This window comes from Sphingobium sp. TKS, from assembly GCF_001563265.1.
Lineage (GTDB): Bacteria > Pseudomonadota > Alphaproteobacteria > Sphingomonadales > Sphingomonadaceae > Sphingobium.
In genome coordinates, this window is the sequence record NZ_CP005083.1 from 1050092 (window position 1) to 1068919 (window position 18828).

Sequence of the window (18828 nt, forward strand, 5' to 3'; positions counted from 1 at the left end):
AAGATGACTCCTGCCCAAGTCAAAGCGAAGATCTGGACGAGCGCCGCCAAGGGAGCGGTGTTGCCCTTTGCGACGCTGATGGTCGTGCTGTTCATGATGGTGCCGGTGCCTGCGTTCATGCTGGACGTCGGGTTCATCACCAACATCATGATCAGCCTGGCCGTGCTGATGGTCGCGCTGAACGCCGCCAAGCCGCTGGATTTCTCCAGCTTTCCAACGGTGCTGCTGTTCGCGACGCTGCTGCGGCTGGCGCTGAACGTCGCCTCGACCCGCGTGGTGCTGGTGCAGGGGCATGAAGGGTCGGACGCGGCGGGCCATGTCATCGAGGCGTTCGGGCATTTCCTGATCGGCGGCGATTATGTCGTCGGCATCTTCGTCTTCGCCATCCTGATGATCATCAACCTGGTCGTCATCACCAAGGGCGCGGGCCGCGTGTCGGAAGTGTCTGCGCGTTTCACCCTGGATGCCTTGCCCGGCAAGCAGATGGCGATCGACGCCGATTTGAACGCCGGCCTGCTGACGCCGGAAGAAGCCAAGGTCCGCCGCCGCGAAGTCGCGACCGAGGCGGATTTCTACGGTTCCATGGACGGTGCCAGCAAGTTCGTGAAGGGCGATGCGGTTGCGGGCATCCTGATCCTGGCCATCAACATCGTCGGCGGCATCATATTGGGCGTGGTCAGTCATGGCCTGTCGATCGGAGAGGCCGCGCAAACCTATATCGTTCTTGCCATCGGTGACGCGCTGGTCGCGCAGGTTCCGGCGCTGCTGCTCTCCATCGCGGCGGCGGCCATCGTCACCCGCGTCGGCAGCGAACAGGATCTGGGCGGCCAGATCACCAGCCAGTTCGGTTCGGGCAAGGCCTGGATTCCGGTGGCGGCGATCCTGACTTTCCTCGGCATTTTGCCGGGCATGCCGCACATGATCATCCTGTCCGCCGCCGCGATCGCGGGGGGCATCGCCTGGCAGCTCCGCAAGGCCGGTCAGCGCAAGGCGGCCGAACCTGAACCGGTTGCCCCGCCGCCGAACCCCGCGCTGATCGAATGGAACGACGTGTCCGATGGCGCGGTGCTGGGGCTGGAGATCGGCTATGGCCTGATCGGCCTGGTCGACGAGCGCAAGGGCGCGCCGCTGATGGCCCGCATCACCGGCATTCGTCGCCAGCTTTCGAAGGAACTGGGCTTCGTCGTGCCGATGGTCCGCGTGAAGGACAATCTGGCGCTGGAGCCGAACCAGTATCGCATCACCATCGCCGGCGTCGTCGTGGGCGAGGACGAGATCTTCCCCGACGATCTGCTGGCGCTCGACAGTGGCGCGCTGGAGAGCACAGTGTCCGGCCGCGAGGCCAAAGACCCGACCTTCGGCCTCGACGCTGTCTGGATTTCGCCTGCCAAGCGCAGCGAGGCCGTGGTCGCGGGCTATACCGTGGTCGATCCGCCGACGGTGGTCGCCACCCATCTCAACCAGCTCATCGCGATGAACGCCAGCGAGATGTTCGGCCTGGACGAAGCGCGCAAGCTGCTCGACAACCTCAAGGAAGCCGCGCCGCAACTGGTCGATGGCCTCACGCCGGGGCTGCTGAACCTGACGCAGATTTCCGCGCTTTGCCGCGCTCTGCTGGCCGAAGGGATCGCGCTCAAGGACTTCCGCCGCATTTGCGAGGCGATGGTCGATGCGGCCCGCCCGGATATGAACCTCGACCAGCTTGTCGAAGCGGTGCGTCAGCGCATCGGCTCGCTCATCATCCAGGGGCTGGTGCCGGTGAAGATGCCGCTGCCGGTCATCACGCTGGACGGCGATCTGGAAGCGCTGCTGGCGCAGGCGATGCGCGTCGCGGGCGATGCGCGTCACCCGATCGAGCCCGCGCTCGCCAACCGCATCATCGAGGCGGTGGTGCAGGCCGCCCGCCCGTTGCTGGGACAGGCGCGCAACTTCGCCATCGTCACCTCGCCGCTCGCACGCCGCGCGCTGGCTCGCCTGTTCAAGCCGCATCTGCCGGAGACGCCCGTGCTGTCCTTCCTGGAAATCCCCGATGGCAAGGGCGTGGAGGTCGTCGCCGTGGTCGGCGGCGAGCAGCGGCCTGCGCCACGCCATGATCCTTTGCCCAGAGAGTCCGCCGCCCGAGAGCGCGTCGCCTGAGGAGCCTGACCAATGTATATGAACAGGGTCGTCGCCGGTTCCGATGCCAACACCTATGGCCGCACCGGCAATGCCAATTCTCCCGAACAGCTCGCGCGCCGCTATATGCCGCTCGTGCGCAAGACCGCCTGGCACGTCCATGGCCGCGTATCCAGCGCCATAGAGATTGAGGACTTGCTCCAGATCGGCATGGTCGCGCTGGTCGAGGCGGCCAATGGTTTTGAGGATCGGGGCCTGGGTTTCGCCTCCTACGCGCAGTTGCGCGTGCGCGGGGCGATGATCGACCATCTGCGCCGCCATGCGACGATGACGCGCTCCGCCATGGCCCAGCGCAAGCAGTTGGCGGGCATACGCGGCCGGCTGGAACAGAAGCTGGGCCGTGCGCCGCTGGAAGCGGAAATGTCCGCGGAGATGGGGCTGGATGCCGCCGCCTATCGCGAAGTGGCCGACAGTTGCGAGATGGTGCAGCATAGCAGCATGGATGAGGTCTATTCCGACCAGTCCATGTGGTTCGCGGATGTCGAGGATCGCGCCGACGATGTGATGGAGCGGGAGGCGCTCAAAGGCGCTCTCGCCAAATGCATCGGGGAATTGCCGCAGCGCGAGGCGCTGGTGCTTCAGCTTTATTTCGTCGAGGAACTCAATCTGGAGGAAATCGGCGCGACGCTGGATATCGGCGCGGCGCGTGTCTGCCAGATCAAGAAGGCGGCGCTCGACAAGCTGCGCGAGAAGCTGCGGGACTGGGACTGATCAACTATCGTTCGCCGGGTTCGACAATCCATCGAACGGCGGCTTTGCATTATCGAGCTGCAACTGCCGATAGCGCGTCTTCTGGTAATTCTGCATCCGCCACCAGGGCTCCGCTACCTGGAACAGCCCGCTTTTCGCGACATGGCCGCCCAGATCCTTGCGCGCCGTGAAGGCCGCGAAAAACGGCGCCAGCACCAGTCCCGCCGCCACCGGCATGATCCAGCCGAGCGAGGTGCCGGATTTGACCGCCAGCAGCGTCAGCCCCGCGCCCAGCAGGATATGCCATTTGAACAGCCAGATGGCGGGCAGTATCGCCATGCCGTCACGGTCGCGGGTCTGGCCGTTCCAACTGCTCTTGCGGCCCATCAGGATGCCGAACAGGTTGATGGTCTGGGTCAGCATGCTGACCGGCGCCATCAGGATCGACAGGGCGATGTCCGCGATCACCCCGCGCACCATCCTGACGCCGCCGCCAAAGCCGATGCGCCGCGCCGGATCGGCCAGCGCCCAGAGCAGCGCCAGCAGCTTCGGCCCGAACAGCAGCACGGCGGTCAGCGCCAGCAGACTGCCCGAGGGCAGGATCGCGCTCGGCGGCCACACGCCCGCCGCCGCGCCGCCCAGCACCACCAGCATCAGCGCTAGCCAAAGGGGGGAGGTGCAATAGGCCGAAGCGCCGACGAAAAGCTGGAACTTGCTGACCGGATGCATGCCCCTGATCTTCGTGAGCAGGGGAACATGCTGGATATTGCCCTGGCACCAGCGCCGGTCGCGGGTGGCGAGATCGGGCAGGGAGGGCGGAAATTCCTCGAAACTGTCGTCGGCCATGACGATATGCACGTCCCAGCCACGGCGGCGCAGCAGCGCAGCCTCGACCATGTCATGGCTCATGATATGCCCGCCAAAGGGCGCGCGGCCCGGTAGTTCGGGCAGGCCGCAGCTTTGTGCGAAAGCCTTGGTCCGCAGGATCGCGTTGTGGCCCCAGAACATGCCTTCCGACCCTGCCCACCAGATCATGCCGGCGGCCGAGATCGGCCCGAAGAGGCGGCTGGCAAATTGCTGCCAGCGGGCGAAGAAGGTCGTGGCCCCGACGATCGACGGCACGGTCTGGATCAGGCCGACATGCGGATGCCGCTCCATATCGGATGCCAAACGCGCCATGGTCTGGCCGCTCATCACGCTGTCGGCGTCCAGCACGATCATATAGTCGTAAGCGCCGCCGAAGCGTTCCACCCATTCCGCGATATTGCCGGGCTTGCGGCCGATATTAAGAGCGCGGCGGCGGTAGTGGACCGGGCGGGAGAAGCCCTTGCGCATTTTCATATAGGCGGCGCGTTCGATCTCGCCATTTTCGGGGTTGGAATCGCTGAGGATGAAGAATTCGAAGCGCTCGCCGCCCATCACCTGCGCCAGCGAGCGCTCCATGATCGACAGGCGGCCCAGTACGCCCTGAAAATCCTCGTTGCAGACGGGCAGCAGCACGGCTGTCTGCCCGCGCAGAGGTGGAGCGGTACGCGTGCGATAGGGCCGCACGCCTTGCCCTTTGCCCATGGTCAGCAGCAGAAAGCCGATCAGGCTGGTCGCGAAGCCGAAGGCGATCCAGGCGAAAAGAGGGATGAACAGGGCCAGATAAACCCCCTCCCACGCCGAAATGCCATCGAGGCCAATCGACCGCCGCATCTCATGCGCCGCCATGGATGCGGGCAGCAGCGCCAGCAGCACGACCAATGTCCGTCGCGCCCAGAGATCGATGTTGAAGGAGCGATGCGGCAGGTCGCGTGGAGTCGCGGAAAAATCCTGCGCGGGCATGGCCAGCGGTCGTTCCACGGGAAGATGCTCGAACGCCCGTACAGGCGCCGATCCCATGGTCTTATCCGTGTGCCTGCCGCCTGTTGCTTTCATGTCCGACCCATTTTCCGGTTCACCGCCTTATGCAAACCGGCCCAAACCCGCCGGGTTCCACAACAAGCCCTGCCGTCAGGCGCCGAGCGGGTAATGCACATATTCGCTGAACGGGCGATTGCCAGTGCGAAGTTGGGCGCGAATATCGGTCGACTTGCCCCGGTCCCGACGAATATCCAGGACCATCCGGAACATGTCCTTTTGATGCAGCACGGGATAACCCGCCTTTTTGACCAGCGTTCCTCCTGCCAGGTCGACCCATATGTCCGGGCGAGTCTGGGCCGGAACCCCGGCAAAGTCGACAAGAAAGCGTTCGACCCCGGTCTCGCCCGATTGCCCGGTCCAGATATTCTCGACCGTGGCAAGGCCGCTCGAACCGGGCGTTCGCGCCGCTGACCAGTCGAGCCGGTAGCTCGCCTCGATCCGGCTGCCTGCGCGGATGGAGGCGGCGGGCGTCCAATAGGCCGCGACATTGTCGGTATATTCGCTGTCGGTCGGGAAGGCGTAGAGTCGCACCTGCCCGGCGCCCAGCGGCTTGCGGCTGGTCGCCCAGAGCGACGGGCGCCGTTCGTAAAAGACGCCGTCATCCTGATAATGGTCGAAATCGCGGTCGCGCTGGAGCAGGCCAAACCCCTTGGGATTGCGCTCGGCAAAGACATCGACGCGTGGCGCGGAGGGATTGACCAACGGGCGGCAATGGGCGGTGCCGTCGGCGCTGGCGATGGACAGCATGTCGCTGTCATGGATTTCCGGGCGCCAGTCGGTGCGCTTGGCGCGGTCGGCCTGATCGTACCAGAACATGCTGGTCATCGGCATCAGTCCCAGTTCGGCTATGGGCTTGCGCGCGAACAGCACGGCATCGACATCCTGCCGCACGCCCTGCGGCGTCAACTCGTTGGCGAAGCGGAAGGCGCCGGTCAGCGAGGCGCTGTCCATCAGCGCATAGACGGTGACGCTGCTCCGCCCGGTCCGTTCCAGCCAGAAATGAGTGAAACGGGGAAATTCTTCCTTGCCCGAAATGCTGGTGTTGATCGCGACGGCGCGGGCCGACAGGCCGAACTGCTTTTCGGCGGGCGCCCGGAAATAGGTGGCGCCCAGGAAGGACAGCCAGTCGCCGTCCCGCGCCGCGTTCATGATGCGGAAACCCGAAAAGCCGGCATCGGGGCCAAGATTGCGCACCGCATTGCCGGGCGGGGCGTCGAACATGTCGGGATCGTAGCGGAGCGGCGTTGCCCGCCCTCTTTCGACCAGCGCGATCTCAACCGGCTGCTGCACCGTGCTGCTCAGAGGGAAAAGGCGAAGGCCGGTGTCGCCGCCCAGGTCGTTCCAGATCGTCCGTTCATCGCGGAAGCGCGCCTGGTTAAAGGCGTCATAGCCGATCTTGTCCGCGCCAGGGAAAAAGGGCGTCACGGCAAAGGGCGCGCGCGTCAGCCGCTGCGCCCGGCCGATCACCATGTCCCAGGAAAAAGCGCCGCCGCGGGGTTGAGCGAAAAGGGCGCGGGGAAGCAGCAGCGCCGCGCCGGAGGCGGCGATCATGGCGCGCCGCCCCATCCCGGTCGAAGAAATCTTGGTCATGGCGATCATCATGGGTGCGACAACTGCCAATGCAAGTGTTTCGATCCCGCATTGACTGGAAAATGGCCGATCGACAAATACGATGAAGCCTCCGCCCGGGGGGACGGAGGCTTCGTTAAGCTGGTCGTTTCATCGAAGTCTTTGCCCCCGGCACGGTGGGGACTGATAATGTGCCGGGGGCGGCATGACTGGCTGAGGTGACCAAGACCCCAGCCGGTCAATCTCTTGTCAGGCCTTAGCTGATCAGCTTCAGCACGCCCTGCTGGCTCTGGTTGGCCTGGGCCAGCATTGCGGTCGAAGCCTGGCTCAGGATCTGCTGCTTGGCGAGCGCGGTCGTTTCGGCCGAGAAGTCGGCGTCTTCGATGCGGCTGCGGGCGTCAGTCAGGTTGGTGACGTTCGCCGTCAGATTGTTGACCGTCGATTCGAGGCGGTTCTGCGCGGCGCCGAGATCGGCGCGCTTGGTCGCCACCGTTGCCAGTGCCGTGTCATAGGCGGCGAGATCGCCGGCTGCGAAAGCGGGGGCGGCCACGGTGCCGCTCAATGCGCCGCCGGCCGAGGTGGCGACGGCAGACAGGTCGAGCTGACCCAGGGTGAGGGAAACGGTGTCGGTGCCGCTGGCGCCGGCCTGGATGTCGATCGTGGCCGGGGCGGACGCGGAGAACAGGTCCTTGCCGTTGAACTGGGTCTTGCTCAGGACCGAGTCGATCTGCTTGCCGAGCTGGTCGATTTCATTCTTGATGTTGCCCTGCGACTTCGTGTCGTTGGTGCCGTTCAGACCCTGAACCGTCAGTTCACGCATACGCTGCAGCATGTTGCTGACTTCGCCCAGCGCGCCTTCCGCCGTCTGGGCGAGCGAGATGCCGTCATTGGCGTTGCGGATGCCCTGGGTCATGCCGCGGATCTGCGAGGTCATGGTCGATGCGATGGCCAGGCCGGCGGCGTCGTCCTTCGCGCTGTTGATGCGCTTGCCGGTCGACAGGCGTTCCATCGCGGTGCTGAGAGCCTTGTTGGCCATGGCCGAAGCATTGGTGGCGCGCAGCGCCGAGGAGTTGGTTCCGATAACAGTCATGATAATCCCTTTCCGTTCACTATCAGGTCGCTGCCATCAGGCTGCTTGCGGCCTCGAAAGGGGATAACGGCAGGGGCGAAAGAGCTTTTAGGCCGTTGCGCGTTTTTTCTGATATTTTTCAGGAAAGCCCGGAAAACCGGGGCTAAATGGACCCTTATGGGCGCCCCTATATACAGAAGCGGGGGAAAAGTTCCGGCAAGGCGGAAAAAAATTGCCGTTATGCGGCAAGGGGTTTGCCGCATTAACCATATGCTAACCACAGTCCGGCAGTTTCAAACCATCGAAGGGGTCAGGGGCGTGCGGGGGCACAATCCTACCAAATCATGGGGACAAAAGTTCATGTCATCGTTGGACGTGAGCCGAGGAGTCTGCGCGCTCGTTCCGGGCCTGCAGCACTGGCTGGAAAATGCGTTCTATTCCGTGCGGATCGTGGACGCGCAAAGTCCGCGTGAGCGCGAGGGCGCTGAACGGGATAATCGGCGCGTCCTGCTGGCGACCGAGATCGGCCATGCGACCCATCGCGACATATTGATCAACCTGGTGGACGGAGCGCCTTCGCTGGTGCCCGCCGCCAGCGGCCTGCCTGCCCGCGTGGCTTTCGGTCTGGAAGATATGGGCTTTGCCTTCGCGTTGATCGCGGAACTGGCCCGTCCGGCGGCTCTCCCGGCGGTGGGCGACAATGCCAGCGCGCGCCTGATGACGCTGGCCGGCCGCGTGGCGCGCAGCGACGCCACCGTGCTGATCCAGGGCGACACCGGCACCGGCAAGGAAGGCATGGCGCGCTTCCTCCACGCCCAGTCGGGCCGCACCACCCATGACTTCATCGCCGTCAACTGCGCGGCGCTCCCCGAAACCATGATGGAGGCGATGCTCTTCGGTCATAAGAAGGGCAGCTTCACCGGCGCGGCCAATGCTTCGGAAGGCCTGTTCCTGGCGGCGGACGGCGGCACCTTGTTCCTCGACGAAATCGCGGAACTGCCGCTGGCGCTTCAGGCCAAGCTGCTGCGCGCCATTCAGGAAGGCGAAGTGCTGCCCGTCGGCGCGACTCACCCGGTGCCGGTCAATGTCCGCATCATCGCGGCCTGCAACCGCAACCTTGCCGCCGAAGTCGCCGCCGGGCGCTTCCGCGAAGATCTTTACTGGCGCCTCAACGTCATGCCGCTGGAGCTGCGCCCGCTGGCCGAGCGTCCGGGCGACGTGACCGCCATCGCCGCCGCCATGCTGCTGCGGCATCAGGATATGGCGAAGGCTGCCTTTGTGTGGCCGACCGCCGCCGCTCTGGAAAAGCTGACCGCCCATGTCTGGCCGGGCAATGCCCGTGAGCTGGGCAATGTGCTGCAGCGCGCCGTTGTCCTGCGGGATGGCGACCGCATTTCCGCCGACGATCTGCACATCACCGGCGCGCCGCAGCTTCGCCTCGTGGAGCAGGTTCTGGCGCCCGCCGATCCGATCCGCCTGCGCGACGTGGCCCATCATTCGAAGCTGGAGGCTGTCCGCGCCGCGCTGCGCGAAACCGACGGTCACCGTGCCGCCGCCGCGCGCAAGCTCGGCATTTCCGAACGCACCTTGCGCTATCGGCTTGCCGAGATGCGCGAGCTGGCTGCTTAAGGGGAGATAGGGCATGTCCGGCATTTCTCCGACCGACAGCGTGATGGCGATCCGCAACGCCATCCTCCAGAAGAACGCCGCGCTGCGCGATGTCGCGCAGACCGGCAACACCAACGGCCCTTCCGCCGTCGGCACCAACGGCGCCACCGCGCCGGGCGGGTTTACCGACGCGCTGAAATCGGCGCTAAGCCAGGTCAACGGCCTGCAAAATCAGGCGGGTGAAGCAGCCGCCTCGTTCGAACGGGGGGAAACGACGGATATCGCCGGGGTCATGCTGGCCAAGCAGCAGGCGTCGGTGAGCTTCGAAGCCACCCTTCAGGTCCGCAACAAATTGTTGTCCGCTTACAAGGACATCATGAGCATGCCGGTGTAATATGAGCGAGAACGCACTCACCACCAATGTTGGCGGCGCTGCCGCTCTCCCCGCCACCAGCCCCGCCTTTGGCGGCGCCAAAGGCATGGATGCGCTGAAGGCGCGCTTCACCGGCTTCGTCAGGCAACCGGCCGTGGCGAAAAGCCTGCCGCTGCTGGGCCTGCTGGGCGTCGTCGCCATGGCTGGCGCCGCCTGGCTGGCGCTGCGCGAACCGCCGCAGCGCGACCTGTTCCGCGCTTTGCCCGATGCCGACAAGTCGGCGGTCGCGCAGGTGCTGGACCAGAATGGCATCCGCTACGACTTCGACAATTCGGGCAGCATGACTGTCGGAGAGGATGATTATTTCAAGGCGAAGATGATGCTCGCCGCCCAAGGCCTGCCCAAGAGCGCGCCCGACGGCAACAGCATGATCGACAGCCTGCCCATGGGGGCCAGCCGCGCCGTCGAGGGCGAGAAGCTCCGTTCGGCCCGCGAAATGGACCTCGCCCGCACGATCGAAGCGATCGACAGCGTCGAGAGCGCCAAGGTCCACCTCGCGGTCGAGCCGCCGAGCGTGTTCCTGCGCGAACGGGCCAAGCCCTCAGCTTCTGTGATGCTGCGTCTGGCGCAGGGCCGCCAGCTCACCGACGCGCAGGTCAGCGCCATCGTGCATCTGGTCGCTTCCTCGATCCCGGAACTCAATCCGGAGGATATTTCGGTCGTCGACCAGAATGGCCGCCTGATCAGCAACAATGACAGCAACGCCGCCGACGATCGTCAGCTCGCCATCCAGACCCGGATGGAGGATCGCTATCGCCAGTCGGTGATCGCACTGCTGACCCCGATTTTGGGCGCTGGCAAATTCTCGACCGAGGTGCATACCGAACTCAACTTCGCGGAACGCCAGGCGACCCGCGAAACCTATCCGCAGGACGAAGCGCGTCTGCGCAACGAAACCGGCAGTTGGCAGTCCGACCCGCGCGGGCAAGGAAACGGAGCCGGTAGCGAGGCGAGCGGCATTCCGGGCGCGCTCAGCAATCAGGCTCCGGTCAACCCGACCGTGACCCAGACCAATCCCAATGGCCAGGCCGTAGCCCAAGGCTCGACAAATCAGGGCACCACTAGCGCGCAAACCGCCGCCCAACCCGGCACGCCGCCCAATCCGCTGATGAAGACGGAAGAGACCTTCAACCGCAGCTTCGAACTCGGCCGCGAAGTCTCCGTGACCAAGGACGCCATCGGCACGGTCAAGCGCCTGTCGGTCGCCGTCGCGCTCGACAACGGCCCGGACGGCAAGCCGCGCAGCGCGCAGGAGATCGCCGCCCTCGAAGCGCTGGTGAAGGGCGCGGTCGGCTTCGATCAGGCGCGGGGCGACGTCGTGGCTTTGTCCTCGCGCAGCTTCGCCAAGGAAGAGGTGGTTCAGGCGCCCTGGTATGAGGCCGAATGGGTGTCGCCGCTGGTGCGCAATGTTTCGGCGCTGCTGGTCGCGCTGCTGGTGATCTTCGGCATCGGCCGCCCGCTGCTCAAGCGCCGCGCCGCCGCCCAGGCCGCCGTTGCTGAACAGGTCGCCGCGGAGGGGAAGAAGATCGGCCGCGAAATCTCGACCGAGATCACGCGCCAGGTGACGGTGAACCCCGATGGTTCGACGCCCATCACGCTCGACATGATCTCGTCGACTTATGACTACGCCCAGCGCGCCGACCTGATCCGCAATTTCGTGAAGCAGGATCCCGACCGCGCCGCCCTGGTCGTCCGCGACCTTCTGAAGGAAGGGAAGAAGGAAAATGCCTGAAGCCGCCGAAGCCACGGCGCTCAAGGGTAGCGCTGCCGCCGCCGTCCTGCTGATGCTGTTCGACGAGGATGAAGCCGCGCAGATCCTCTCGCGCCTGGAGCCTGATGAAGTCCGCCAACTCGGCTATGCGATGTACGATGTCGCGGATGTGCAGGTTGAGGAAGTCAACGAAGCGCTCGACCATTTCGTCACCAAGGCGAAGAAGCGCACCACCATCGGCTATGGCGCGACCCGCCATATCCGCGGCGCGATGACCAAGGCGCTGGGCGAGGAGCGGGCCGAGAATATGCTGGCCCGGATCACCCCGCCGACCCGCTCCACCCAGCTTGAAATGCTGAAATGGATGGACGCCAAGGAAATCGCCGTGCTGATCGAGGTGGAGCATCCGCAGATCATGGCGATCGTGCTCGCCCATCTGGAGGCGCCGATCGCGGCCGACGTGCTGCAATTGCTGCCGACCGAATATCAGGAAGAGATCGTCTATCGCATCGCCACGCTCGGCCCGGTGTCGAACGAAGCGCTGGACGACCTCGAACAGCTTCTGCTGCGCGGCAACATGTCGAAGAAGCAGGGCGGCGCCTCCCAGCGCGGCGGCACGGTCGAGGCGGCGGCGATCATGAACAATGTCCGCAAGGATAATGAGCAGCGCATCATCAAGGCGCTGGCCAAGCGGGACAAGATGGTCGCCCAGACGATCGAGGAGGAAATGTTCGTCTTCGACAACCTCATCGACATGGACGACAAGAATATGGGCACGCTGATGCGCACCGTCGACAGCGCCGTGCTGGTCGTGGCGCTGAAGGGCGCGAACGACATGCTCAAGGCGAAGATTTTCGGGTCCATGTCGGCCCGCGCCGCGCAGGCCATATCCGACGAGATCGAGGAACGCGGGCCGATCCGCCTGGCCGAAGTGATCGACGCGCAGAAACTCATCATCGGAACCGCGCGCCGCATGGCCGATGCGGGCACCATCATGCTGGGCGGCAAGGGGAATGATTTTGTCTAAGCTTTGGGCCAATGCAGAGGTCGCCAGCATTCCGCTGGGCGGCATGGGACAGGTGACGAGCGGCGGCTTCCGCAGCCTGTTCGCGCCGGTGCATGCCGCGCCCGGCCAGCCGGTGCATGACAGCGTGCCGCAAAGCGAAGAGGAAGTGCTGGAACAGGCCCGGATCGAAGCCTTCGCCATGGGCTTTGACGAAGGCAGCCGCGTGACGGCGGAAGCCAATGCGGCCGACGCCGAGGCGCGCAAGCGCCTTGCCGAAGCGCTGGAATTGTTGGCTCCCGCGCCCAGCGGCATGTTGTCGACCATGCTGTCCGCCACCGTGGTGCGGCTGGTCGAACAGATTGTGGGCGAGGTCGAGATCGACATCGAACGCTTGCTCCAGCGTTGCGACAGCGTCGCCGCCTTCATCGAGGATAATGACGAGAAGGGCGCGCTGCACCTGCATCCGGACGATATCGAACTGCTGGACGGCGAGAATATCGGCGTGAAGCTGGTCGCGGACCACGGCATGCAACGCGGCTGCGTCCGGCTGGAAACCGCTGACGGCTGGGTCGAGGACGGCCCCGACATACGCCTGTCGCGCCTGCGTGCGTTGCTTGACGATATGGAGGGTAAGGCATGATCAATGCCGCGCTCGCCCAGGCGGAGACGCTGTTCGACCATATGCAGGTGCAGAACCGCCAGCCGCGCCATGTCGGCCGGCTGGTCAGCCATGATGCAGGCATGCTGGAAGTCACCGGTTTCCGTCGCCCCATCGGCGCGGGCGCGCGGGTGATTGCATCGGACGGGTCGATCTGCCGAGCCGAAGTCGTGGGCTTTCGCGGCGACAAGACCCTGTTGGTGCCGCTCGACAGCGACGCGCCGCTGGAAAATGGGGCGCGGGTCGAGCCGGACAGCCAGGCGACCATGGTGCAGGTGGGCGAAGGCCTCATCGGCCGCGTGATCGACGCGATGGGCCAGCCGCTGGACCGCAAGGGGCCGATCATCGCGGGCGGTTCGTGGCCGCTCAACGGCGTCAAGGGCAATGTGCTCGACCGGGGCCGCGTCACCGAGCCGTTCGATCTGGGCGTCCGCGCCGTCAATGCGCTGCTGACCGCCGGGAGGGGACAGCGCATCGCGATCATCGCGGGTTCGGGCGTCGGCAAGTCGGTCCTGATGGGCCAGATGATCCAGGGCGCCGAAGCTGACATCGTCGTCGCGGGCCTGATCGGGGAACGCGGCCGGGAGGTCAGCGATTTCCTCGAAACCAAGCTCAAGGGCGCGATGCACAAGAGCATCGTCGTTGCCGTCCCCGCCGATCATCCGCCGGTGCTGCGTCTGCGCGCCGCCGCCCGCGCCACTGCCATTGCCGAATATTTCCGCGCCCGCGGCAAGAAGGTGCTGCTGCTGATCGACAGCCTGACCCGCTGCGCCCATGCCCAGCGCGAGATCGGGCTGGCGCTGGGCGAGCCGCCTGCGATGAAGGGCTATCCGCCTTCCGCTCTGGCGCTGATCCCCCGGCTGGTGGAACGCGCTGGCGTCGATAGCCGGACCGGGGGCTCGATCACCGCGCTTTATACCGTGTTGGCCGATGGCGACGATACGGACGATCCGATCGTCGATGCCGCCCGCGCCATTGTCGACGGCCATTTCGTGCTGTCGCGCCACCTTTCCGAGCAGTCGATCTTCCCCGCCATCGATGTCGGCAAGTCGCTGTCCCGCGTCATGGCCGATGTGGTGCCGGACGAGCATCGGCTAGCCGCCGCTTCCTATCGCCGCCTCTGGGCCGCCTATGAGGAAAATCGCGACCTTATCCTGATGGGCGCCTATCGCCCCGGCAATGATCCGGTGATCGACGAAGCGGTGCAACGCCGCCAGGACATCCTCGACTTCATCCGCCAGGATCAGAAGAGCTTCATCGACCTCGACACCAGCGCCAACGCCCTTATCGCGGAGTTCGGCGCGTGAAGGGAGAAGTCGCCCGCCGCCAGCGCGTGCTGCGCGTCCGCCATGTGCAGCATGCCATGGCCGTGGCCGAAACCGCGCGCGCCCGCGACGAGGCGGAAGGCATCGCCCGCAATGTCGATCGCCTGCGGACGGTGCGCGATGATCTTTTTACCGGGCAGGGCATCGCAACTGGCGCGAATTTTGCAGCGATGCAGGAACTGGCGGGCCGTCTGGAACAGGCGGGGCGTCAGTTGGACGGTGCGCTCTACGATGCGCGCCGCAAGGTGGAGGTCAAGGAAGGCCTTAGCCTGGCGGCCAATCGGGATCGCGAAATCGCCGTGAAGCTCAAGGATCGCGCCCGCGCGGACCTGGAGGAATGGCGGGAGAATAAACTCGCGGCCCTGCCGCGCTATCGCCGGATGCAGAGGACAGGAGATGTCTGACGTGAACATGTTGACCAGCCTCAAGGCTCTGCTTTTTTCGTCGGCCTCGACGCAGATGCCCGCCGATGGCGCGGGCGTGCTTGCCATGCCGGTGGAGGGCGCGGTGGATTTCGCCAAGCTGCTGAACGGCACAATGGAAGCCGCGCCCGAGGGTAAGCAGGCGGCGGAGATGCCTAGCCTCCCGCAAGTGGCTGCCCCGACCGTCACGGCTAATGCCGTTGCAGTCGAAGGCGTGGAGATGGAAGGAGCAGGTATCGCACCGGCCAAGGTCGATAGCGCCAAGGCTGAAAAAGGGGGGGTCGAAACCGCCACTCCCTTGCCCTTCGGTTTGGCGAACGCCCTGAAGGCCGTGCAGAGCCATCGCAAGGAGACGCTGCCGCTTCCGCCCGGCCTTGCCAAGAAAATCGAAGCGCCCGCTGAGTCTGCGGATGCGGTTCCGGCGCCTGTTGTTGATGGCGAGCCTGTCGAAGAGGTCGCGGCGGAAACGCCAGCGCCCATACTGGTGCCAGTGCCCGTGGCTGTAGAGGATAGCGAAGTCGACGCGCCGGAACTGCCCGACATCAAGCCTCATGCGCAGTCCAAGGCGGCTCGCCCCGTCAAGGAAGCCAAGCTGGAAAAAGCCGAGGCTTTGCCCGAAGCGCCTGCAACGGAACAGTCGGATGAGCCGGTGAAGGCCGATCAGGGCGACAAGGACAAGCCGAAAGAGCAGGGCGAAGCCGCGCCGCTTCCGCCGCCCGTTGTCGCCGTCGTGCAAACGCCGACGCTGCAAAGCGTTCCGGCGCAGCCGCTGCCGACATCTGCAACTGTGGCCACATCCGCGCCACTGCCGGAGACGGCAGCGGTGAAGCTGGATAGCGGCAAGACTCTGCCGGCGGAGGCGCAGATGCAGCCCCAAGCCGCCGAGCAGCCCGTCCCCGCTCAGGCGACGGCCGAAAAGCCGCGCGTGGTGGAGAGCAATGCGCAGTCGGCCATTCCCGCCCCGGCAATATCGGCGCCTGCCGACCGCCCGAAAACGACTGTCGCAACATCGACCACCGATAGTGCGCCCGTTCCGGTTGAACTGCCCGTCCCGGCAACGCCCGCAGTCGAGAGCCGTCAGGTGAAATCCGAAGCTCTTGCCTTGCTGCAACTGGTCCGCGATCAGGTCGCCGCCCGCCAGCCAGGCACGCCGGTCCGGGCAGGGGAACCGCTCGCGGTCCGCGCCAAAACCGGCCGCGCCGCCATTCCGGCCGAGCCTGCACCTGCCAACACCGCCCAACCGGTTCCGACCGACGCGGCGCCTCAAGCCCCGCTCGCCCAGCCTGGCACTGCTCCCTCAGTCCAGCCGACCGTCGCCACGCCGCCGGTAGTGGACCTGTCGGCTAGCCTTGGCGCGCAGGTCGTCGACATGGGTGTTTCCGGCCAGTGGATCGATGGTCTCGCCCGCGATATTGCCGGGCTGTCCGCCAATGGGGCGCAGGGCCGCTTCCAGATCAATGCCGACCAGCTTGGCCCGGTGCAGGTCGATATCCGCCAGGGCAGCGATGGCGCGGCGGTCAGCCTGACGGTCGCCAGCGAGGCCGCCGAAATGGCGCTGCGCCAGGACAGCGACCGGCTGCGTCTTGACGCCAGCCTGTCGGCGGTGCGCATCACCGAAGTGAAAATCGAGCGAACCCCGCATATCGGGGAAACCGCGCGGCCGGACAGCGCGAACCAGCAAGGATCGCAGCAGCAATCGTCCCAAACCGCCAATGCCTGGGCGAACAACAGCCAGAGCATGGCGCAGTCGCAGGGCCAAGCCCAAGGTCAGGGCCGTTGGCGCGCTCAGGAAAATGGCAATTTTGCCCCTAAAAATACCGGCGATCCTGCCGTTCTTAACCATGACGAGACGCGCCGGGCGGGTAATGACGCCGTGCGTGCGCGTTATGCCTGAGATGCGGGATTTACGGGGAACTTTCCATGAGTGACGATGCGAAGCCGAAGAAGAAAAAGGGCGGGGGCATGAAGATGATCCTGCTCATCGTCATCGCCATGGTCGTGGGCGGCGCGGGGGCCGCTGGCGGCCTGTATGCTGCCGGTTTCTTCAGCCCGAAGGAAGAAGGGCCGAAGGAAGACCCGAACAAGCCCGTGCTCGTCCTGGCGGGCGAAAGCGCGGAGGACGTCGCCAAGGCCCATGGCTATGCCGGCGGCGGCGGCGGTGGCGGCGAAGGCGGCGGTCATGAAGGTGGCGGCGGCGGTCATGTCGCGTCCGGCGTCCATGTTCCGGCCAAGGGCATCGACCTGCCCGTCCCGGCGAACCCGGCGGCCTATCAGGCGACCTATTTTCAGTTGCAGACGCCCTTCACCTCCAACATGTCGGATACGGACGCCTTCGCGCAGATTTCCATCGCCATTTCGACCTATTACGACATCCGCGTGGTGGAAGCGATCAAGGCGCACGAGACGGCGATTCGCAGCCAGGTCTTGATGATGCTGGCCGAACAGCCGGTGGAGGCTCTCTCCACGCCGGCGGGCAAAAGGGCGCTTCAAGGCAAGATCAAGGCCATCATTAACGACATTTTGAAGCAAAAGACGGGCTATGGCGGCGTCGATAACGTTTATTTTACCAATTTCGTTATTCAATAGGGCTGCCTGAACGTGCGGGAAGTCCCCCGCCCTGGACGGCAGGGGACTGAAATGACCGACGTTCAAGCCTATGCCTTCGGGCGGGGGGAATCGCAGGCGCCGCTGATGCTGTCGGGGCTGGACCGGCTGGGCGAAAAGCTCGGCCGGCGTTTGCGTGCCCTGATCGAGCCGATTGCCGGGGTCCGTCCGCATGTCGTCGCGCAGGATGCGCGCGCGCTGGAATTCGGAACCTGGAGCCAGGACGTGCCCGCCTCCTCCAGCATTGGCGTCTATCGCCTGTCTCCGCTGAAGGGACAGGTGTTGCTGCGGCTGGACGCGGCGATGATCTCGACGCTGGTCGATTGTTTCTATGGCGGCATCGGCAACCGTTCGCTGCCGCCGCGTGGCGAATTCACCCCGACCGAAGACCGGCTGATCGCCCGCATTTCCGACGCCTTCATCGCCCGGCTGGTCGAATGTTGGAGTGATATGCTGGCGCTCGACGCGGGCCTGATCGTGCGGGAAACCGGCATCGGCTTTGCCGCCGCCGCGCAGCCGGGCGAACAGATGGTGCTGCAACGCTTCCTGCTCAGCATCAGCCGGGACGCCGAATGGCCGATCGACCTCATCTTCCCGCTTTCCGCGCTGCGCGGGGTCGAGCCGCTGATGGGCGCCAGGATTCCGATCGATGACGAGCGCGCCGACCCTGTCTGGCAAGCCCGCATCGCTTCGCGCATGCGCGACATCCGCCTGCCTGCCCGCACGGTGCTGGCGCGCCCCAATCTTTCGCTGGCCGAACTGATGCAGCTCAAGGCCGGGGACATTATTCCCGTCACCATCAACCGCAGCCTGCCGCTCATCGTGGGCGACCGCATCGTCGCCCATGGCTCGATCGGTGAACAGGACGGCCGCGCCGCATTCCAGATCGAAAAGCTGGCCAACAATCAACCTTCATGGGGATCCGAACAATGAGCGACATGAGTGAAGCCCCGCGCCTCGACAGCGTGGGCGAGGACAGCATTTCCCGCATGGTGAACAACCGCCAATTCCGCCTGCTGGCGGACATTCCCGTCCGCATGTCGGTGGAGGTTGGATCGACATCGCTGCGTCTGGCCGAGGTTATGGACCTGGCGGAAGGCAGCGTGGTGGAGCTGGACCGTCAGGCCGACGATCTGTTGGACATCATGGTCAACGGCGCACTGATCGCCAAGGGCGAGGTGGTGACGGTGAACGGCCGTTACGGCATCCGCATCGTGGAGATCGCGGCAACGGAAACGCGCCTTGCCGGCATCGAACGGCGCGGTTGATCGCCCGGAACAGCAATATCGCTGAATTTTACCGCTTGCCTTGCGCGCCATTATCGGCAGACCGCATGACGGATTAACCATAGTCGCGAAAGCCCATCCATGATCTGGTACTTCGTCAAGCTGCTGATATTGTTGCCGCTGGTGGGTGGCATGGCCTTTGGCGCATTGTGGCTGTGGCGCAAATATCAGCCCGGCATGATGGTCGGGCAGAATGACCGCTCATTGAAATTGCTGGAAGCGCTGCCGATGGGGACTTTCGGCAAGCTCGCCGTGGTGGAGTTCGAGGGCAAGAAGATCCTGCTCTCCGTCACTCGCGGCCGCATCGAGAAGATCGCGGAAGGCGATACCTATCGTGCCGGGCGCTAATTCTGCTGTCGTTCCCGCG

17 protein-coding genes are annotated in these 18828 nt (G+C 65.1%); 14 read left to right on the top strand and 3 right to left on the bottom strand.

Annotated elements, in window-relative coordinates; translation table 11 throughout:
* Positions 1-3 precede the first annotated feature (3 nt).
* Both flhA and K426_RS05275 read left to right on the top strand, forming a co-directional pair.
* Positions 4-2136 carry a flagellar biosynthesis protein FlhA gene (gene flhA, locus K426_RS05270; protein WP_066554679.1) on the top strand — a complete coding sequence of 711 codons (2133 nt, stop codon included), beginning with the start codon at positions 4-6 and terminating at the stop codon, positions 2134-2136.
* Positions 2137-2154: 18 nt separating this feature from the next.
* Complete coding sequence (locus tag K426_RS05275) at positions 2155-2886, top strand: sigma-70 family RNA polymerase sigma factor (RefSeq protein ID WP_443018220.1); 732 nt, start codon at positions 2155-2157, stop codon at positions 2884-2886.
* On the opposite strand, the gene mdoH is transcribed toward K426_RS05275, so the two are convergent.
* The 3 genes from mdoH to K426_RS05290 all read right to left on the bottom strand — a co-directional run bounded on the left by mdoH (position 2887) and on the right by K426_RS05290 (position 7429).
* A complete protein-coding gene (gene mdoH / locus K426_RS05280) occupies positions 2887-4785 on the bottom strand; it encodes a glucans biosynthesis glucosyltransferase MdoH (RefSeq protein WP_066554684.1) in 1899 nt (632 codons plus the stop codon).
* A gap of 75 nt (positions 4786-4860) precedes the next feature.
* Positions 4861-6372, bottom strand: a complete 1512-nt coding sequence (locus K426_RS05285; protein WP_066554688.1) for a glucan biosynthesis protein — start codon at positions 6370-6372, stop codon at positions 4861-4863.
* 223 nt (positions 6373-6595) lie between these two features.
* Complete coding sequence (locus K426_RS05290; protein WP_066554690.1) at positions 6596-7429, bottom strand: flagellin N-terminal helical domain-containing protein; 834 nt, start codon at positions 7427-7429, stop codon at positions 6596-6598.
* Positions 7430-7768: 339 nt separating this feature from the next.
* Between K426_RS05290 and K426_RS05295 the strand changes: the two genes are divergently transcribed.
* The 12 genes from K426_RS05295 (at position 7769) to K426_RS05350 (ending at position 18809) form a co-directional block, all read left to right on the top strand.
* Positions 7769-9037, top strand: a complete 1269-nt coding sequence (locus K426_RS05295; RefSeq protein ID WP_066554692.1) for a sigma-54 interaction domain-containing protein — start codon at positions 7769-7771, stop codon at positions 9035-9037.
* A gap of 13 nt (positions 9038-9050) precedes the next feature.
* Entirely contained in the window at positions 9051-9410 is a 360-nt protein-coding gene (gene fliE, locus K426_RS05300; protein ID WP_066554694.1) for a flagellar hook-basal body complex protein FliE, read from the top strand.
* A 1-nt stretch (position 9411) separates the two neighbouring features.
* Positions 9412-11181, top strand: a complete 1770-nt coding sequence (gene fliF, locus K426_RS05305) for a flagellar basal-body MS-ring/collar protein FliF (protein WP_066554696.1) — start codon at positions 9412-9414, stop codon at positions 11179-11181.
* Positions 11174-12187, top strand: coding sequence for a flagellar motor switch protein FliG (fliG, locus tag K426_RS05310; protein ID WP_066554698.1), 1014 nt, complete (start codon positions 11174-11176; stop codon positions 12185-12187). Before fliF ends, fliG begins: the two co-directional genes overlap by 8 nt.
* Positions 12174-12806, top strand: coding sequence for a FliH/SctL family protein (locus K426_RS05315; protein WP_066554700.1), 633 nt, complete (start codon positions 12174-12176; stop codon positions 12804-12806). Before fliG ends, K426_RS05315 begins: the two co-directional genes overlap by 14 nt.
* Positions 12803-14131, top strand: coding sequence for a FliI/YscN family ATPase (locus K426_RS05320; protein WP_066554702.1), 1329 nt, complete (start codon positions 12803-12805; stop codon positions 14129-14131). The genes K426_RS05315 and K426_RS05320 overlap by 4 nt, the downstream gene beginning before the upstream one ends.
* Complete coding sequence (locus K426_RS05325) at positions 14128-14553, top strand: hypothetical protein (protein ID WP_066554703.1); 426 nt, start codon at positions 14128-14130, stop codon at positions 14551-14553. The genes K426_RS05320 and K426_RS05325 overlap by 4 nt, the downstream gene beginning before the upstream one ends.
* A 7-nt stretch (positions 14554-14560) precedes the next feature.
* A complete protein-coding gene (locus K426_RS05330) occupies positions 14561-16465 on the top strand; it encodes a flagellar hook-length control protein FliK (protein WP_237230034.1) in 1905 nt (634 codons plus the stop codon).
* Between the two features lie 26 nt (positions 16466-16491).
* A complete protein-coding gene (locus K426_RS05335; protein ID WP_066554713.1) occupies positions 16492-17157 on the top strand; it encodes a flagellar basal body-associated FliL family protein in 666 nt (221 codons plus the stop codon).
* 51 nt (positions 17158-17208) lie between these two features.
* Positions 17209-18108, top strand: a complete 900-nt coding sequence (locus tag K426_RS05340) for a flagellar motor switch protein FliM (RefSeq protein ID WP_066554716.1) — start codon at positions 17209-17211, stop codon at positions 18106-18108.
* Positions 18105-18443 (top strand): flagellar motor switch protein FliN, encoded by a 339-nt coding sequence (gene fliN / locus K426_RS05345; RefSeq protein ID WP_066554719.1) that lies wholly within the window; start codon positions 18105-18107, stop codon positions 18441-18443. Before K426_RS05340 ends, fliN begins: the two co-directional genes overlap by 4 nt.
* 99 nt (positions 18444-18542) lie before the next feature.
* Positions 18543-18809 (top strand): FliO/MopB family protein, encoded by a 267-nt coding sequence (locus K426_RS05350; protein ID WP_066554722.1) that lies wholly within the window; start codon positions 18543-18545, stop codon positions 18807-18809.
* Positions 18810-18828 lie beyond the last annotated feature (19 nt).